This is a genomic window from Microbulbifer hydrolyticus, assembly GCF_009931115.1.
GTDB lineage: Bacteria > Pseudomonadota > Gammaproteobacteria > Pseudomonadales > Cellvibrionaceae > Microbulbifer > Microbulbifer hydrolyticus.
In genome coordinates this window covers 3,105,637-3,121,155 of sequence record NZ_CP047491.1, presented here as the reverse complement: position 1 = coordinate 3,121,155, position 15,519 = coordinate 3,105,637, and the positions used below count along the sequence as shown (strand labels likewise).

The window sequence follows — 15,519 nt, the reverse complement described above, 5'->3', positions numbered from 1 at the left end:
TTTCGGAAATCAGAAAGTATAGCTTGCGGAAACACCGGCGACACGGGGCTCACCCAGCTGATAATAGGCTTCCGGGGCATAGTCTTTGGCCGGGTTGTTGCCGAACTGGTTACTGAAATAGAAACCCCGCGTATAAATCGTTTTGTCGGTGAGATTTCTTCCCCACAGCGCGATATTCCAGTCGTCGCCGCGATAGGTCAGGCGTGCGTTGACCAGCTCATAGGCTGTGGACTTCTCGTTGTGGCTGTTGGAAAAGTAGAAGTCGTCTTTGCCTTCCAGCTCCAGTCGCGCCACCAGATTTGCGGTGATTGCGTATTCGGCGCCGGTGAAGAACTGATAGTTGGGTGCGTGGGCCAGATCGCGGCCGTCGAGAGCGAGCGGCGTCACTTCGCCGGTATAGTCATTGCGGGCGTCCACATGGGAAGTGCTGATGAAATCGTCGAACTCCGTGTTCAGCCAGCCGGCCGATGCGAACAGGCGAAGGGTGTCACTGGCCTGATAGCTGGTTTCCAGTTCCAGGCCGGTACCGGTGCCGCCGGCGGCATTGGCGAGGAAGTCGTCAAAGGAAAAGTCATCGGGGTTGAAGATGGACTGTTTGGCCTGAACATCGCTGCGGTCCTGATAGAACGCGGCGACCTGCGCCTGCAGGCGGTCTTCGAACCAGCTACCTTTGACCCCCAGCTCGTAGTTGAGCATACGTTCGGTATCGAAAGTGAACACATCGCTGCCGATCTGCGGGTTGCCGGCGGAGGCGGAAATAATACGCCCGTTTACGCCGCCCGCCTTGTAGCCGCGGGATACGGTAGCGTAAAGCAGCGTGTTGTCGGCTGTGCTGTATTCCAGCGTGAGATTACCGCCCCACAGATCTTCGTCGGTGTTGCTGGACACGGCCAGGGAATCGCTGTAATCCGCAGCGCGTTGCTCGAAACGCAGGCCGGTGATCACGGTGACGCGATCACTCAGTACCGTGTTTAACTGCCCGTAAAGCGCCGTGTTTTCTGTATCGAACTGACTGTTGAAACTTTGGTTGCGCTCAAGCGCTTCTTCTTCGCTGCGCACATAGATACCTGCCACCCAGCTGGTGCTGCCAGCAAACAAGCGTGATTGCTCTGTGGAAATAAAGCGCACATCCACACTCACATTGTCTCTGTCGCGCAGGTAGTTATCGGTAGACATGTACTCCCACGGATGAAAACCGGCGTAAACCCAGTCTTCGTCATAACCATATTCGGTGTCGGAATTGGCCACGCTGAGCACGGATTTTACGCTGAACAAGTCGCTGCCAGACCACAGCCCGCTCACGGCACCGGCAAGGGTGTCCTGTCGGTCCCATCCCGGTGCGTCGGACAGGGTGTTGCGGGAGTTGTCCAGGGTAAAGGCATCGTAGCCATTGTCGATATTCAGGTGCAGCAGGGAGAAATCCAGGTGCAGGTCGTCACTCGCCTGGTAGCGCAGTTTGCCGCGCACAACGGATTCATCAATATTGTTGGTGTCGTCGCGGCCCAGGTGTCGGTTTTGCACATAGCCATCGGACTGCTGGTTTTGTGCCGCGACCCGGTAACTGAGCTTGTCGGTAAGGGGACCGCTACTGACCGCAGACAGGGTATGGCTGCCGTATTCCGCCACTTCTGCTGAGACCTTGGCAAACGCGGATTCGCTGGGCGCATTGCTCGTCATGGTGATCAGGCCGGCGAGGGCATTGGCTCCGTACACCGTGCCCTGGGGGCCACGCAGGATTTCCACCTGATCAATATCCAGGGTGCTGGCAGCGAGGCCAAGGCCGGTAAAGTCGATGCCGTCAATCAGCAGACCTACGGACGGATTCACCGGGTCGATAAACTGGCTGCGCTCACCGATACCGCGGATCTGCACGAAGCGGCCGCGGGAAGCTCCGGCGGAGAAATTCACGTTGGGCGCCAGGTTCAGCAATTGTTCCAGATTGGTGGCGCCGCGGGCCTCAATAATGGCACTGTCCAATACACTGACACTGGTGGAGGTATCCAGTTGCGCTGCTTCGCGCAGCTGGCTGGTCACCACCACTTCTTCTAGCGCGGTCTCTGCCATTGCGACAGGGGCAAAAAGTGCGGCGGAACAGGTGATCAGATCGATCCAGCGGGCTAATGGTTTGCTGCAGTGCTTGGAGTTCATGGCTCTCTCTCTCGTAAAAAACGCTGTGAGAGACCCGGTGTGCGACGTGAAAAGGAGGGCTAGTTAAGGACTACCTATTCCTACGCCGGTATTAACCGGATCAGGTTCAAGGGTTTGCGCGCGGGATCTTTCGATCCGGCGGCATCTCAGGCCGAGGCCACCCCTTAGGTGTTGCTGCAATTGGCTACTGCTGTTGCCAATGCCGTTGCGAGCGCGATGGTACCAGATGACGCTGGGGTCGGAAACTGAAACCCGCGGTCCAAGCGACAGCCTACTTTCTGTCGTTCACATTGCGTCATACCATGGTTTGCAGAGCTTGTAGAAGCTAGTCTCGAGAAATTGAAACATATACCAAAAGTAAGGAGCCGATGTGCGCGCCTACTCTCTATTGGATCTTTCTCCCATCACCGACACTGGCAGTGCCCGCCAGGCATTGCAGAATTCCCGCGATCTGGCCCAGCATGCGGAAGCTCAGGGGTACCATCGGTTCTGGATGGCGGAACACCACAATATGGCCGGGGTTGCCAGTGCTGCCACGGCGGTGGCGCTGGGGTATATCGCCGCGGGCACGGAAAAAATCCGCGTGGCCGCCGGCGGCGTGATGCTGCCGAATCATGCCCCGCTGGTGATTGCGGAGCAGTTCGGTACCCTGGCGGCGCTCTATCCTGATCGGGTGGACCTGGGTTTGGGGCGAGCACCAGGCACCGATGGCGCCACCATGACCGCACTGCGCCGCGATCCGTTGCGTGCGGCGGACCAGTTTCCCCAGGATGTGCGTGAGTTGCTGCACTACTTTGCCCCGGAAAAGCCCGGACAGCGGGTGCGCGCGGTGCCCGGTGTCGGACTGGGGGTGCCCATCTGGTTACTGGGCTCCAGTCTGTACAGCGCCCAGCTGGCGGCTGCGCTGGGGCTGCCCTTTGCCTTCGCCTCCCACTTTGCCCCCGCCATGCTGGATCAGGCTCTGCATCTGTATCGCGAGCAGTTTCAGCCCTCCGAACATCTCGATACCCCTTATGTGGCGGCGGCGATCAATGTCTTTGCCGCCGACAGCGATGAAGACGGGCGTAAATTGATGACCTCGATCGAACAGCAGTTCGTCGCCCTGCGCCGGGGAACGCCGGGGCCGCTGAAACCGCCGGTGGCAGATCCGGCCACGATCGCCTCGCCCAGCGAGCGCGCACAGGTGGCGCAGGCTCTCGCGGAAAGTGCTGTGGGTACTGCGGCGACCATCGGCCCGTGGATCGATCATTTCCTCGAGCGCACCCGGGTGGACGAGTTGATTGTGACCGGTGCCATCTACGATCATCGCGCGCGCTTGCGTTCGTTTGAGCTGGCGGCGGAAGTATTGCGGGATCGGGTCGATGCCTGATTTGCCAAGTCGCTGGAACGAATTTCTCGCCCACTTTCTGTTTGTACTGGCGGCGTGGACAGGGTTTATCAAATACCTGTTTCCCGTCGCTTATGCGCTCAGTAACGGTGAACATTGGAATACCCATGTCTATTGGGATCTGTGGCCGCTGGCACACCTGTGGCTCGGCTGGGCACTGCTGAGGCAGGCTGCGTATGCGCGGCAGTTGGCCATTATCATGTCGGTGATCGAGATCGTTATCATCGTCAGCAAGCTTGCGATGTTTCTGTCCGCGCCCGAGTGGACCATCTGGCGAACCAACTGGTTCGTCAACAAGGTGTTCGTATTGGGCTGTTTTATACTGATCCTTGTCACGGCGCTGATGCGTCCAGGGGCATTCCGGGCGCGCCGATTACCTGAATCGTCGACCTGAAACGACAAACTGAATGACGGAAGAAAGCCATGGATGGTCGCTATCTGCGCAGACATTTTCTCAAGTTGCTTGCCGCGGGAACTGCCTGTATCTGGGGGTTGCCTGGGCAGGCGAATGCACAGGCGAGCACTCTGATTGCAAAACCGATCCCGGACAGCGGCGAAGCGTTGCCGCTTATCGGGATGGGGACCTGGCGCACCTTCAATGTCGGCGACGATCCGCAGTTGCTCGCCGCGCGCACGCAGGTGGTCAAGGCGTTCTTTGCCCACGGCGGCGGCCTGATCGATTCCTCTCCTATGTATGGTTCCGCTGCGGATACCATCGGTTATGCGCTGAAACAGCTGGGGAAACCTGAATCGCTGTTTTCTGCGGAAAAAGTCTGGAGCCCGGCGGGGGGCAGTACCCGGGAGCAGATCGCGAGTCTTGCCCGTCGCTGGGGTGTGGATAAGTTCGACCTGGTTCAGGTGCACAATCTCGACGACTGGCGCGATCATCTTGCGGTATTGCGGGAGATGAAAGCAGCCGGAGACCTCCGCTATGTGGGGATTACCACTTCCCACGGGCGCCGTCATTCCGAGTTCGAGCAGATACTGGCGAACGAAGAAGTCGATTTCTGTCAGCTCACCTACAACATTACCCATCGCGAAGCCGAGCAGCGACTGTTGCCCCTGGCGCGGGAAAAAGGGATTGCGGTGATTGCCAATAGGCCATACGACGGCGGCAGCCTGATCAAGGGACTGAAGCGCAGGGGGGAGCAGGTGCCCGAGTGGGCGAAGAAAGAATTCGGGTGTCGCACCTGGGCGGACTTCCTGCTCAAATTTATTGTCAGCCATCCCGCCGTAAACTGTGCCATCCCGGCCACGTCCCAAGTGGCGCACATGAACGAAAACATGCAGGCGGGCACCGGCTCCATGCCCGATGCTGCCGCCCGTCGCCAGATGGTCAGCTTTATCGAGTCCCTGTGAGCGTGCCCGTGATGGACCTGGCCAGCTACAGCCTGCAGGACTTTATCCCTTTCACCGCAGACGTGTACTTTCGTCTGCTGGCGCGAATGGGGGAAGCCTTTTGGCCACTGCAGTCTGTCACCTTGCTGGTGGGATTCCTGGCGTTGTTCCTGTCACTGACGGGTAGGGTGCGGATCGCCCTCGGGTTGCTCGCGCCGCTTTGGGCTTTTGTCGGGGTGGCGTTTTTTGCCCAGCGATATTCCGGTCTGAACTGGGCGGGTACCCATATCTGCTGGATATGGTTGTGTCAGGGCTTGCTCCTGCTGTTACTGGCCGTGACCGGGTGGGGGACAGCTTTGGAGCGAGATACAGGAGCTGATTGGCGCACAGCGCTGCTCCGCACGCTCTTGACCCCTTCGGTACAGGCGGGATTGTTGATCGCGCTGTGTGGCCTGCTTGGCTTCCCTTTACTGGGAGTGGCGATGGGCAACGGCTGGCCGGCGGTAGAGGTATTCGGTTTGCACCCTGATCCCACTGCTGCGGTCACCCTTGGATTGCTGCTTGTTGGATTCAGGGGGAGCGCATTGTGGTTCACCGCACTGGTGCCGACACTCTGGTTGTGCGTATCCGCCTTGACCCTCAAGGTGCTTGGGGCTGCATGGTATCCGGCACTGCTGGTGATTGTGGCTGTGGCGGTTACCGGGAGCGTTGCCAGCTATCGCCCGCGTACTGCCCGCTGATCTCCCGTCGCCAGTGTGTCAAACCTGCCTGACCGGTTTTAATAATCGGCCAAACACTTATAATGCGCGGACAGATAACAAGCCGCACCGAACTCGGCTGGTATGAAAATCGTACAGCCTCGGTGGCGAAATACTTTCCGTCCCCTGCGCCGCAGGGCAACAGGAGACCGATTCATGAAAATCGCACTGATGAACGAATTCAGTCAGGCATCCAAGAACGCCATCGTGCTGAAAGAGCTGCAACATGTCGCCGGCGAGCTGGGCCACACCGTATACAACACCGGTATGAGCGACGACAACGACCACCGCCTGACGTACATCCACCTGGGTATCATGGGTAGCCTGCTGCTGAACTCGAAGGCCGTAGATTTTGTTGTGAGTGGTTGTGGCACCGGCCAGGGCGCGCTGATGTCCCTGAATGCCTACCCGGGCGTGAACTGTGGTTACTGTATAGATCCTGCCGACGCCTACCTGTTCGCCCAGATCAATAACGGCAATGCGCTGGCAATCCCTTATGCCAAGGGCTTTGGCTGGGGTGCGGAGCTAAATATCCGCTACATCTTCGAGAAAGCCTTTACCGGTGATAAAGGCCAGGGATATCCGCCAGAGCGCAAAGAGTCCCAGGTAGCCAACGCTGGTATTCTCAACCATATCAAGGAAGCTACTGCGAAAAGTTACCTCGACGGCCTCAAGGCGATCGATCCTGAACTGGTGAAAACCGCAGTGTCCGGCGAGCGCTTCCAGGCCTGTTTCTTCGAGAACAGCCAGGATCAGGAACTGACCGACTTCGTTCGCAGTGTGCTGGACTCCTGAGTGAAACAGTAGTGAGTGCATAGAATACGCGCTGAACAGAAAGGCCGCCCGGGTTATCCGGAGCGGTCTTTTTGTTTAAAGTGCTTCGACAAATGCGGTGTTGTTTGATCAGGAATGCGCGTTATATGTCGAGTGGAAATGAGGAAGATCTTGCACCCTACCTCCAGGAGGGAGATCGGGTGGTTCTGTTTGATGGTGTTTGCCGTCTGTGCTCCGCCTGGGCGCGCTTCCTGTTGAGGTTCGACTGCGAATGTCGATTCAAGCTGGCCACCGTGCAGTCGGAGGAAGGGCAGGCGATCCTATCTTTTTTCGGGTTGCCACTGGATCAATATGAAACCATGCTCCTGGTCGAGGGCAATCAGGTGTTTGGAAAGTCCGATGGGCTGCTGCGCATCATCAAACAGCTCCCCTTCCCCTGGCCGATACTGGGCTGTTTCCGCCTGATCCCTCGCCCTGTGCGGGACTGGGTTTACGATCGCGTTGCGCGCAATCGTTATCGTCTGTTCGGTAAACGTGATGTTTGCGTTGTACCCGATAAAGCAGACGAGCAACGCTTTTTGACAAAAAAGGCGGCAAACGACAGGGTCACTCATGAATAGCTGGCCCCTCTGTTGGCTAACCATTGCCATTGCATGTACGTCGATGTGCCAGTTTGCATGCTCTCTTAAAAAGAAACGGATCACCTGGCAACGCATGTGGCACTCTCAGGTGTCAGTGTGCCTTCGCGAAGAACGCGCACACGTATTGTCTGAAAAGATGCGTTCTTCCCGCTTGCCGTTTCCTTTACACTGCGAGTCCCAATCCAATTTTCCGGAGCCTGCATGACTCAGCCCGATGTAACTTCCTGGCTGGATACCCTGCCCGAAGCCTTCCTGAAATACCTGAATGGTCGCCGCCTGGACGAGGTAGAGTGCATTGTCCCGGACCTGAATGGTATGTCCCGCGGCAAGGCGATGCCACTTAGCAAGTTTTCCCCGCAAACGCCGATCTTTTTACCTATTTCCATTTTTTACCAGACCATTACCGGCCAGGATGTGGAAATGGACATTGAAAACCAGTGGGCGGAAAGCGATATGGCACTGGTGCCTGACATGTCCACCGCGATGGCGGTGCCTTGGGCGAAAACGCCAGCGCTGCAGATTATTCACGACCTGCAGGATCTCGATGGCAATCCCATTTCCTGCGCACCGCGTAATGTGCTGAAGCGGGTGATCGGAATGTACCGGGACAAGGGCTGGCAGCCGATCGTGGCGCCGGAACTGGAGTTCTACCTAACCCGGCCAAACATTGACCCCAATGAACCCATTCAGCCGCCGATTGGCCGCAGTGGTCGTTCGGGGAATTCGTTGCAGTCCTATTCGATGACCGCTATCGATGAATATGGCCCGGTAATCGACACGATTTACGAGTACGCAGAAGCCGCCGGTTTGCATATTGATTCTGTCATCCAGGAGGACGGTGCCGGGCAGGTGGAGTTCAATCTGACTCACGGTGACCCGCTCCTACTTGCCGATCAGGTTTTTTATTTCAAGCGCATCATTCGCGAAGCGGCGCTGAAAAACGGTATGTTCGCGACCTTTATGGCCAAGCCCATGCGCGACCAGCCCGGCAGTGCCATGCATATTCACCAGAGTGTGGTGGATATTGCCAGTGGTAAAAATATCTTTTCCGCGGATGACGGCAGTGCCTCGGACCTGTTCCGTTACTTTATCGGCGGTACCCAGAAGCACCTACGGGAAATCATGCCGTTTATCGCGCCCAACGTGAATTCTTATCGCCGATTTGAAGGAGCCGACAATTCCAGTGCACCAACCAATACCGGATGGGGCTACGACAATCGGGCCACGGGATTGCGCGTGCCCAATTCCGGCGTCCAGGATCGCCGTCTGGAAAATCGCGTGGTCGGAGTGGACGCAAACCCCTACCTGGCCATCGCCGCCAGTCTGGTCTGTGGTTACCTGGGTATGCTGAATGGTGTGGAGCCCAGCGCACCGGCGGCATCGGAACTGGATGAAGAGCAGGAGTCCAGCTTTTATATCCCGGGTACCTTTGATGAGGCGTTGCGTATTTTTGAGGCCGCCGGGGAGGTTCGCGATGCGCTCGGAGAGGATTTCTGCCAGCTTTACGCGGCGGTAAAAAATGAAGAAATGCGGCTGTTTCACCGGGAAATTTCGCCCTGGGAGCGGCAGCACCTGTTGCTGAACGTTTAGTTCACCCTGTCCGTGCGGGAGGCAACCGCAGTGGAAACAAAAAAGGCCCCCACCCGGGAACGGGTGGGGGCCTTTTTTTGGTTGCGCTGCCGTGATTACACGTCGAAGCCGTCTTTCAGCTTCTTCTCGACCAGTACTTTCTTCAGGCGCGCGTACTGCGGGATCCCGTTTTTATATGGCGGGTAATCTTCGCCCTGAATCAGCGGCTCGAGGTAGTCGCGGGCAGCCTGAGTGATACCGAAGCCATCCTCGGAGATGAATTCCTCGGGCATAAACTTCTCGACGTTGGCCACCTCGGACAGCGGCGCTTCACCGATGCTCCAGCTGTAGTCGGCGGTTGTGCTGCCGTTGCGCTCGATTGTGGGCATGATTGCGTTCTTGCCGGCAACTGCCGCTTCTACTGCGGCCTTGCCCACGGCGTACGCCTGCTCCACATCGGTGGCGGAAGCAATATGGCGCGCGGCACGCTGCAGGTAGTCGGCCAGGGCCCAGTGGTATTTGAAGCCCAGCTCGTCCTTGACCATTTGCGCGAGGGTCGGCGCTACGCCGCCCAGCTGCTTGTGGCCGAAGGCATCGACACTGCCCGCGTCAGCGAGGAAAGTGCCATCTTCGTACTGGGCGCCTTCGGAGGCAACGATCACGCAGTAGCCTTTGTCGTCGACGGTCTGTTGCACCTTCTTCAGGAACTTGTCTTTATCGAAGGCGACTTCCGGCAGCAGGATGATATGCGGGGCATCACCTTCCTGCTCCTGGGCAAGGGCGCCGGCGGCGGCAATCCAGCCCGCGTGGCGTCCCATCACTTCGACAATGAAAACCTTGGTGGACGTGGCGCACATGGAGGCCACATCCAGAGCGGCTTCCCTGGTGGATACCGCGACATATTTTGCCACTGAGCCAAAGCCCGGGCAGTTGTCGGTGAACGGCAGGTCATTGTCCACGGTCTTGGGGATGTGGATGGCCTGGATGGGGTAGCCCATCTTCTCCGACAGCTGGGAAATCTTGAGGCAGGTGTCGGCCGAATCGCCGCCGCCGTTATAGAAGAAGTAGCCGATATTGTGCGCCTTGAACACCTCGATCAGTCGCTCGTACTCTGCGCGGTTCTGTTCCAGGCTTTTCAGTTTGTAGCGACAGGAGCCAAAGGCACCGGAAGGCGTGTGACGCAGCGCGGCAATTGTTTCGCGGCTTTCCTGGCTGACATCGATCAGTTCCTCCTTGAGGGCGCCGACGATACCGTTGAGTCCGGCATAGACATTGCCGATCTTGTCGCTATGCTGGCGGGCGGTCTCGATGACACCGCAGGCGGAGGCGTTGATGACGGCGGTAACCCCGCCGGATTGCGCGTAAAAAGCGTTCTTCTTCGACATGTCTATCCTATGGCTTCTCGTCTAATGGTCACGTGTGGGCGTGGTCTCGGCGGGCGGCTTCTGGTGGCTACCTCACGCGGCGCGAAGTCTAATGTATTCATATGGCAATTGCATGGAATTGCGGACATTCGACACTTACTGTGGTTAAAACCCGTGATAAGCTGGCGCGACGCTAAGTGTGCGGGGTTTGACGACAATTGCTGTCGGCGCCTCGTTCCCGGCCTTTTCTCCCTGAAAAGGCCAGCAAAAAGCGGGCCGGAGCATCCAAAGTGCCAAAATACAGGTGAGCAGGTGGGAATGATTGCGTGAGTGCGCGGTCTCATCTGGCACCTGTTTCGACAGACTCTTGTTTCCACCAATCAGGGCGACCCTACTGGCATGCATATTCATATTCTAGGTATCTGCGGAACCTTTATGGGCAGTCTGGCCCAGCTGGCCGTAGCCGAGGGGCACAAAGTGACCGGCTCGGATGCGAACGTCTATCCGCCGATGAGCACCCAGCTGGAGCGCGCTGGTATCGCGTTGACCGAGGGGTACGACCCGGCCCAGCTGGAGCCCGCGCCGGACCTGGTGATTGTTGGCAACGCACTGTCACGGGGGAACCCCGCCGTGGAGGCGGTACTGGAAAGGGGGTTGGCCTATACCTCCGGTGCCCAGTGGCTGTGTGATCACTTTCTTGGTGGGCGCTGGGTACTGGCGGTTTCCGGTACCCACGGCAAGACCACCACGGCCAGCATGTTGGCCTGGGTACTGGATTACGCGGGTATGGACCCGGGGTTCCTGATCGGCGGCGTGCCCCAGAACTTTGATGTTTCCGCGCGGCTGGGGACTACTCCGTTTTTCGTGGTAGAGGCGGACGAGTACGATACGGCGTTCTTCGACAAGCGCTCCAAGTTTGTCCACTATCGCCCGCGTACCCTGATTATCAACAATCTCGAATTTGACCATGCGGACATTTTCGATGACCTGGCGGCCATCCAGCGACAGTTTCACCACCTGGTGCGCACCGTACCCGGCAGCGGCCTGATTGTCGCAGCTCAGGAAGACGCGGTCTCACAGGTACTGGAGCAGGGCTGTTGGAGCGAGGTCCAGCGCTTTGACGTGGAGACGGAAGATGGTGTGCGCCTGGGTGACTGGTGTGCGGTGAATATTGCCGCGGACGGTAGCCGCTTTGATGTGCAGTTGGAAGGCAGCACGGTTGCCAGCGTACAGTGGCAGCAGACCGGGCTGCACAGCGTGAAGAATGGCCTTGCGGTCATGGCGGCAGCGCGCCATGTTGGCGTCGAGCCGGCAACCGCGGCGGAAGCGCTGGGTAAGTTTGGTGGCGTAAAGCGCCGTATGGAGTGTCTGGGGGATATCCAGGGGATCCGTGTCTACGACGATTTTGCCCACCACCCAACGGCCATCGAGACCACCCTGAACGGCTTGCGGGCCAAGGTTGGGGACGAAAAGATCATCGCCCTGATCGAGCCGCGCTCCAATACCATGCGTATGGGGCACCATCAGGGCCAGCTTGCGCGGGCCTGTGCGGGGGCGGATCTTGTGCTCTGGTACCAGCCCGAGGGAATGAACTGGTCTCTGGATGAGGTGGTCCACCACTCCACGGTGCCCGCAAAGGTTCTCCACAGTATCGACGCTGCGGTAGAATCCGTACTCGAGCTGTCAGCCCCCGGCAGTCACGTGATTGTGATGAGCAATGGTGGCTTCGGCGGTGTGCACCAGCGCCTGCTCCAGGCGCTGGAACAGAAATACGGCAAATAGCCCCTTACCCGGGGCGAATACGGATACCTCTTTGGCTGAGCCGACTTTTCCCAAAACAGTAACTCTGGCGATGACCGGTGCCTCTGGTGCCCAGTATGGGCTGCGTCTGTTGCAGTGCCTGCTGGCGGCGCGAGTGCGGGTATGGCTATTGCTCTCGGATGCCGCACGCATCGTGATCGACACCGAAACCGATGTGTCCCTGCCGGAGGACGAAAGCCGTACTGAGGCATTTTTGCGTGAGCTGTATGGCGCGGAAGAGGGGCAGTTGACCCTGTTTGGCAAGCGTGACTGGTTCTCGCCAGTTGCCTCCGGCACGGGCGCCGCCAACAGTCTGGTCGTGTGCCCGGCCAGTGGTGGCACACTGTCGGCAGTCGCTTGCGGGGCCTCCAACAACCTGATCGAGCGCGCGGCGGATGTTGCGCTGAAAGAGCGCCGGCAGCTGATCCTGGTGCCGCGAGAGGCACCTTATTCAGAGATCCACCTGGAAAATATGCTGAAGCTCACGCGTATGGGTGCGGTGATTCTGCCGGCCAGTCCCGGCTTTTATCAGAAGCCGCGCACGGTGGAGGACCTGGTGGATTTTGTGGTGGCCAGAATCCTGAGCCAACTCGGTATTGACCAGACACTGCTGCCCCCCTGGGGCGAGTATTGAACCGTTTTCGTCCGGCGAGATCTATGCAAAAAATCGTCACCATTCACTACTGCGTACAGTGCAACTGGATGCTGCGAGCCACCTGGATGGCTCAGGAACTGCTTTACACCTTCGCGGAGGACCTTGAGCAGGTCGCGCTCAAGCCCGGTAGCGGCGGCGTCTTCGAGATCAAGGTGGGGGATGAGCTGATCTGGGAGCGCAAGCGCGATGGCGGCTTCCCCGGTCCGAAAGAGCTCAAGCAGAAAGTGCGCGACGTACTATTCCCCGAGCGCGATCTGGGCCACGTCGACAAATAACCGCGTTGGAAAACACCGTGTGCAGAGCACACGTTTCATTACGAATATAAGTGAACTGATTATGTTGTTGGGCTTGAAGACCTGGTACGAAAAGCTGGTGCTCGGACACCCGAAAATGGTGTTGGCGCTGGTGGCATTGCTCACTCTAGCCGCTGCTGCGGGGCTGCCGCGTTTCAAACTGGATGCATCTGCGGATTCCCTGACCCTGGAGGCTGACGACTCGCTGGACTTTTTCCGCGAGGTTTCCGAGCGTTATAACTCCGGTGACTTCCTGGTGGTCACCTACCGCTACAAGGATGGCGACCTGTTCAGCGATGACTCTCTTGCGACCCTGCGTCGCCTGCAGGATGAGCTCGCCATGGTGGACGGTGTTGCCGGGGTGCAGTCGATTCTGAATGTGCCGCTGCTCTACAGCCCGAAACTTTCCATCTCCGACGTGGCGGACGGCATCCGCACGCTTTCGTCGCCGGGTGTCGACAAGGACCTTGCTCGCAAGGAGTTTCTGGAAAGCCCGATTTATAAAGAGTTGATCCTGAGCCCGGACGGCGAGACCTCCGCCATGATGCTCAACCTCGAGCTCGACAAGGAGGGTCTTGACCTGGTGCGCGAGCGGGATGCCCTGCGTCGGCAGCGTAATGAAGGGGAGCTGAGCGAGGCCGAGTCCCAGCGGCTGGAAGTCGTGAGTGAAGAGTACCTGCAGCATCGAACCGCTCAGGAGGCTGCGGCGCGGGAACGCGTGCAAGAAGTCCGTGCAATCCTCTCCCAGTACGATGACAACGCCGAGCTGTTCCTGGGTGGTCTCACAATGATCACTTCGGATATGATTTCGTTTATCGAAAGTGACCTGGTGGTGTTCGGCGCGGGTATCCTGGCATTCATCGTCATCACCCTGTTGATCATTTTCCGCCAGCCGCGCTGGGTGCTGTTGCCGCTGATTACCTGCGTGACCACCGCGGTGATGATGCTTGGTTTTCTTTCCTGGCTCGACTGGCGCTTGACGGTCATCTCCGCAAACTTTGTTGCACTGCTGCTGATCATTACCCTCGCGATTACCATTCACCTGGCCGTGCGCTATCGGGAGTATTTTTCCGAGTACCCGGAGTGGGATCGTTTTCAGCTGGCTTCCGCCACCGTGGCGTTTATGGCCAAGCCCTGCCTGTACACCGGGCTGACCACCATGGTCGCGTTCATTTCTCTGGTGGTGAGCGGTATTCGCCCGGTGATCGACTTCGGCTGGATGATGACCATAGGCGTAACAATGGCACTGGTGTTGTCGTTCCTGATTATTCCCGCGAGCCTGATGCTGTTGAAGAAGCGCGATGCAGGTCAGGGTAGGGACAAGTCCCATGCATTTACCCAGGTGTTTTCCCGGTTTGCAGAAAACCATAAGGCCCTCGTCCTCGGCGTGGCGGTGCTTGCGGCAGTCATCAGTGCAGTGGGTATCAGTCGCCTCAAGGTGGAAAACCGGTTTATCGATTATTTCGACGATTCCACCGAGATTCACCAGGGCATGCTGGTAATCGATCAGCGCCTCGGCGGCACTATCAACCTGGATGTCGTCCTGAGTAAGCCGGAGCAGGCGGAGCCGGCATTCGAAGGTGAGGAAGATCCGTTTGCGGCGGACTTTGGCAGCGACGAAACGGGAATGGACGAGACCGACCCGTTTGCCGCAGAGGACCCCTTCGCGTCCGATGATCCCTTCGCCAGCGGCGGTGACAGTGAGGCGCCGGATGCCTACTGGTTTACCGTAGCCGGGTTGAATCAGATCGAGCAGTTACACGATTTTCTGGATGCCCAGCCGGAAATCGGCAAAGTTCAATCCCTCGCCACCCTGTACAAGGTGGCGCAGGACCTGAACGGTGGTGGCCTGAATGATTTCGAGCTGGCGGTGGCACGCCAGAGCCTGCCGGAGGAGATCAATCAGGTACTGGTGAATCCGTACTGGTCTCCCGGGCAGCAGGAGGCACGGATCACGATGCGCGTGATGGAAACCGATCCCGACCTGAGCCGGGATGAACTTATTCAGCGCATCTATGCCTATGCGGAAAATGAAATGGGTATCGCGCCTGACAACATCCGCCAGACCGGGATGCTGGTGCTGTACAACAACATGCTGCAGAGCCTGTTCAAATCCCAGATCCTCACACTGGGTGCGGTTTTTGCCGGTATCCTGCTGATGTTTCTGGTGCTGTTCCGCTCGCTGTGGCTGGCGGTGATCGCGCTGGTGCCGAATATGCTGGCAGCGTGTGTGGTGTTGGGGGGTATGGGACTGGCCAATATTCCACTGGATATGATGACCATTACCATTGCGGCGATTACCGTGGGGATTGGTGTGGATCACGCCATCCACTACCTGTATCGCTTCCGCGAGGAGTTTGCCAAAGATGGTGATTATGTGGCGACCATGCATCGCAGCCATGCAACCATCGGGCGGGCGATGTTCTATACCGCCATCACCATCATCGCGGGCTTCTCCATTCTGGCTCTGTCCAAGTTCGTGCCGTCGATCTATTTTGGATTGCTGACTGCACTGGCCATGACTGCGGCGTTGCTGGGGTCGCTGACTCTTCTGCCGCTGTTACTGGTACTGATAAAGCCGCTGCCAAAACCGGCGGAGAATGTGCCGCCGGGAAAGTCGATACCAGCTGCTGAGGCTTGCACCAGCTGACCGGCTGCAAGCTTTCGGTGACAAATCGGGCCCGCGGATTGACTCCCTGGGCCCGATTTGTTTTCCGGTCCACGAAAACTGCCTGGTTGATGCCGAATTCGAGGACAAGACGCGCGCTTTCAAGCATTCAAACCCCGCCGCT

At 58.2% G+C, this 15,519-nt stretch carries 13 protein-coding genes and 1 riboswitch; of the genes, 11 read left to right on the top strand and 2 right to left on the bottom strand.

The annotated features are described in order from the left end of the window. Positions 1 to 9: 9 nt before the first annotated feature. Positions 10 to 2,148: a TonB-dependent receptor gene (locus GTQ55_RS13400; RefSeq protein ID WP_161859194.1), complete on the bottom strand. Its 2,139-nt coding sequence runs from the start codon at positions 2,146 to 2,148 to the stop codon at positions 10 to 12. Positions 2,149 to 2,208: 60 nt separating this feature from the next. Then, positions 2,209 to 2,323: riboswitch (TPP riboswitch) on the bottom strand. A 195-nt stretch (positions 2,324 to 2,518) separates the two neighbouring features. On the opposite strand from GTQ55_RS13400, the gene GTQ55_RS13395 reads away from it, so the two are divergent. From GTQ55_RS13395 to GTQ55_RS13365, 7 genes are all read left to right on the top strand, one after another. Next, positions 2,519 to 3,517 (top strand): LLM class flavin-dependent oxidoreductase, encoded by a 999-nt coding sequence (locus tag GTQ55_RS13395; RefSeq protein WP_161859193.1) that lies wholly within the window; start codon positions 2,519 to 2,521, stop codon positions 3,515 to 3,517. Continuing rightward, the gene (locus tag GTQ55_RS13390) at positions 3,510 to 3,929 is read left to right on the top strand and encodes a hypothetical protein (RefSeq protein ID WP_161859192.1); all 420 of its coding nucleotides are present in this window, start codon (positions 3,510 to 3,512) and stop codon (positions 3,927 to 3,929) included. Before GTQ55_RS13395 ends, GTQ55_RS13390 begins: the two co-directional genes overlap by 8 nt. A 29-nt stretch (positions 3,930 to 3,958) precedes the next feature. Further along, on the top strand, positions 3,959 to 4,894 hold the full coding sequence (locus GTQ55_RS13385) for an aldo/keto reductase (protein ID WP_161859191.1): 936 nt from the start codon (positions 3,959 to 3,961) through the stop codon (positions 4,892 to 4,894). An 11-nt stretch (positions 4,895 to 4,905) separates the two neighbouring features. Beyond that, on the top strand, positions 4,906 to 5,613 hold the full coding sequence (locus GTQ55_RS13380) for a DUF6064 family protein (protein WP_237567930.1): 708 nt from the start codon (positions 4,906 to 4,908) through the stop codon (positions 5,611 to 5,613). Between the two features lie 174 nt (positions 5,614 to 5,787). Next, complete coding sequence (locus GTQ55_RS13375) at positions 5,788 to 6,426, top strand: RpiB/LacA/LacB family sugar-phosphate isomerase (protein ID WP_161859190.1); 639 nt, start codon at positions 5,788 to 5,790, stop codon at positions 6,424 to 6,426. A 179-nt stretch (positions 6,427 to 6,605) separates the two neighbouring features. Next, complete coding sequence (locus GTQ55_RS13370; RefSeq protein WP_237567678.1) at positions 6,606 to 7,025, top strand: thiol-disulfide oxidoreductase DCC family protein; 420 nt, start codon at positions 6,606 to 6,608, stop codon at positions 7,023 to 7,025. A gap of 222 nt (positions 7,026 to 7,247) precedes the next feature. After that, the gene (locus GTQ55_RS13365; RefSeq protein WP_161859188.1) at positions 7,248 to 8,636 is read left to right on the top strand and encodes a glutamine synthetase family protein; all 1,389 of its coding nucleotides are present in this window, start codon (positions 7,248 to 7,250) and stop codon (positions 8,634 to 8,636) included. A gap of 95 nt (positions 8,637 to 8,731) precedes the next feature. Here GTQ55_RS13365 and GTQ55_RS13360 read toward each other — a convergent pair whose 3' ends face one another. After that, positions 8,732 to 10,000: a 6-phosphofructokinase gene (locus tag GTQ55_RS13360; protein WP_161859187.1), complete on the bottom strand. Its 1,269-nt coding sequence runs from the start codon at positions 9,998 to 10,000 to the stop codon at positions 8,732 to 8,734. A 378-nt stretch (positions 10,001 to 10,378) separates the two neighbouring features. On the opposite strand from GTQ55_RS13360, the gene mpl reads away from it, so the two are divergent. The 4 genes from mpl (at position 10,379) to GTQ55_RS13340 (ending at position 15,377) form a co-directional block, all read left to right on the top strand. After that, complete coding sequence (gene mpl, locus GTQ55_RS13355; RefSeq protein WP_161860165.1) at positions 10,379 to 11,761, top strand: UDP-N-acetylmuramate:L-alanyl-gamma-D-glutamyl-meso-diaminopimelate ligase; 1,383 nt, start codon at positions 10,379 to 10,381, stop codon at positions 11,759 to 11,761. Positions 11,762 to 11,831: 70 nt separating this feature from the next. Next, complete coding sequence (locus GTQ55_RS13350) at positions 11,832 to 12,413, top strand: flavin prenyltransferase UbiX (protein WP_237567929.1); 582 nt, start codon at positions 11,832 to 11,834, stop codon at positions 12,411 to 12,413. A 23-nt stretch (positions 12,414 to 12,436) separates the two neighbouring features. Then, positions 12,437 to 12,709 carry an Rdx family protein gene (locus GTQ55_RS13345; protein ID WP_161859185.1) on the top strand — a complete coding sequence of 91 codons (273 nt, stop codon included), beginning with the start codon at positions 12,437 to 12,439 and terminating at the stop codon, positions 12,707 to 12,709. A gap of 61 nt (positions 12,710 to 12,770) precedes the next feature. Beyond that, the gene (locus tag GTQ55_RS13340) at positions 12,771 to 15,377 is read left to right on the top strand and encodes an efflux RND transporter permease subunit (protein WP_161859184.1); all 2,607 of its coding nucleotides are present in this window, start codon (positions 12,771 to 12,773) and stop codon (positions 15,375 to 15,377) included. The last annotated feature ends 142 nt before the right edge of the window (positions 15,378 to 15,519 follow it).

Bases quoted from the DNA above. Each gene is read 5' to 3' on its own strand.
- GTQ55_RS13400 (WP_161859194.1), bottom strand. From the start codon at position 2,148: ATGAACTCCAAGCACTGCAGCAAACCATTAGCCCGCTGGATCGATCTG.
- GTQ55_RS13390 (WP_161859192.1), top strand. From the start codon at position 3,510: ATGCCTGATTTGCCAAGTCGCTGGAACGAATTTCTCGCCCACTTTCTG.
- GTQ55_RS13385 (WP_161859191.1), top strand. From the start codon at position 3,959: ATGGATGGTCGCTATCTGCGCAGACATTTTCTCAAGTTGCTTGCCGCG.
- GTQ55_RS13380 (WP_237567930.1), top strand. From the start codon at position 4,906: ATGGACCTGGCCAGCTACAGCCTGCAGGACTTTATCCCTTTCACCGCA.
- GTQ55_RS13375 (WP_161859190.1), top strand. From the start codon at position 5,788: ATGAAAATCGCACTGATGAACGAATTCAGTCAGGCATCCAAGAACGCC.
- GTQ55_RS13365 (WP_161859188.1), top strand. From the start codon at position 7,248: ATGACTCAGCCCGATGTAACTTCCTGGCTGGATACCCTGCCCGAAGCC.
- GTQ55_RS13360 (WP_161859187.1), bottom strand. From the start codon at position 10,000: ATGTCGAAGAAGAACGCTTTTTACGCGCAATCCGGCGGGGTTACCGCC.
- mpl (WP_161860165.1), top strand. From the start codon at position 10,379: ATGCATATTCATATTCTAGGTATCTGCGGAACCTTTATGGGCAGTCTG.
- GTQ55_RS13350 (WP_237567929.1), top strand. From the start codon at position 11,832: ATGACCGGTGCCTCTGGTGCCCAGTATGGGCTGCGTCTGTTGCAGTGC.
- GTQ55_RS13345 (WP_161859185.1), top strand. From the start codon at position 12,437: ATGCAAAAAATCGTCACCATTCACTACTGCGTACAGTGCAACTGGATG.
- GTQ55_RS13340 (WP_161859184.1), top strand. From the start codon at position 12,771: ATGTTGTTGGGCTTGAAGACCTGGTACGAAAAGCTGGTGCTCGGACAC.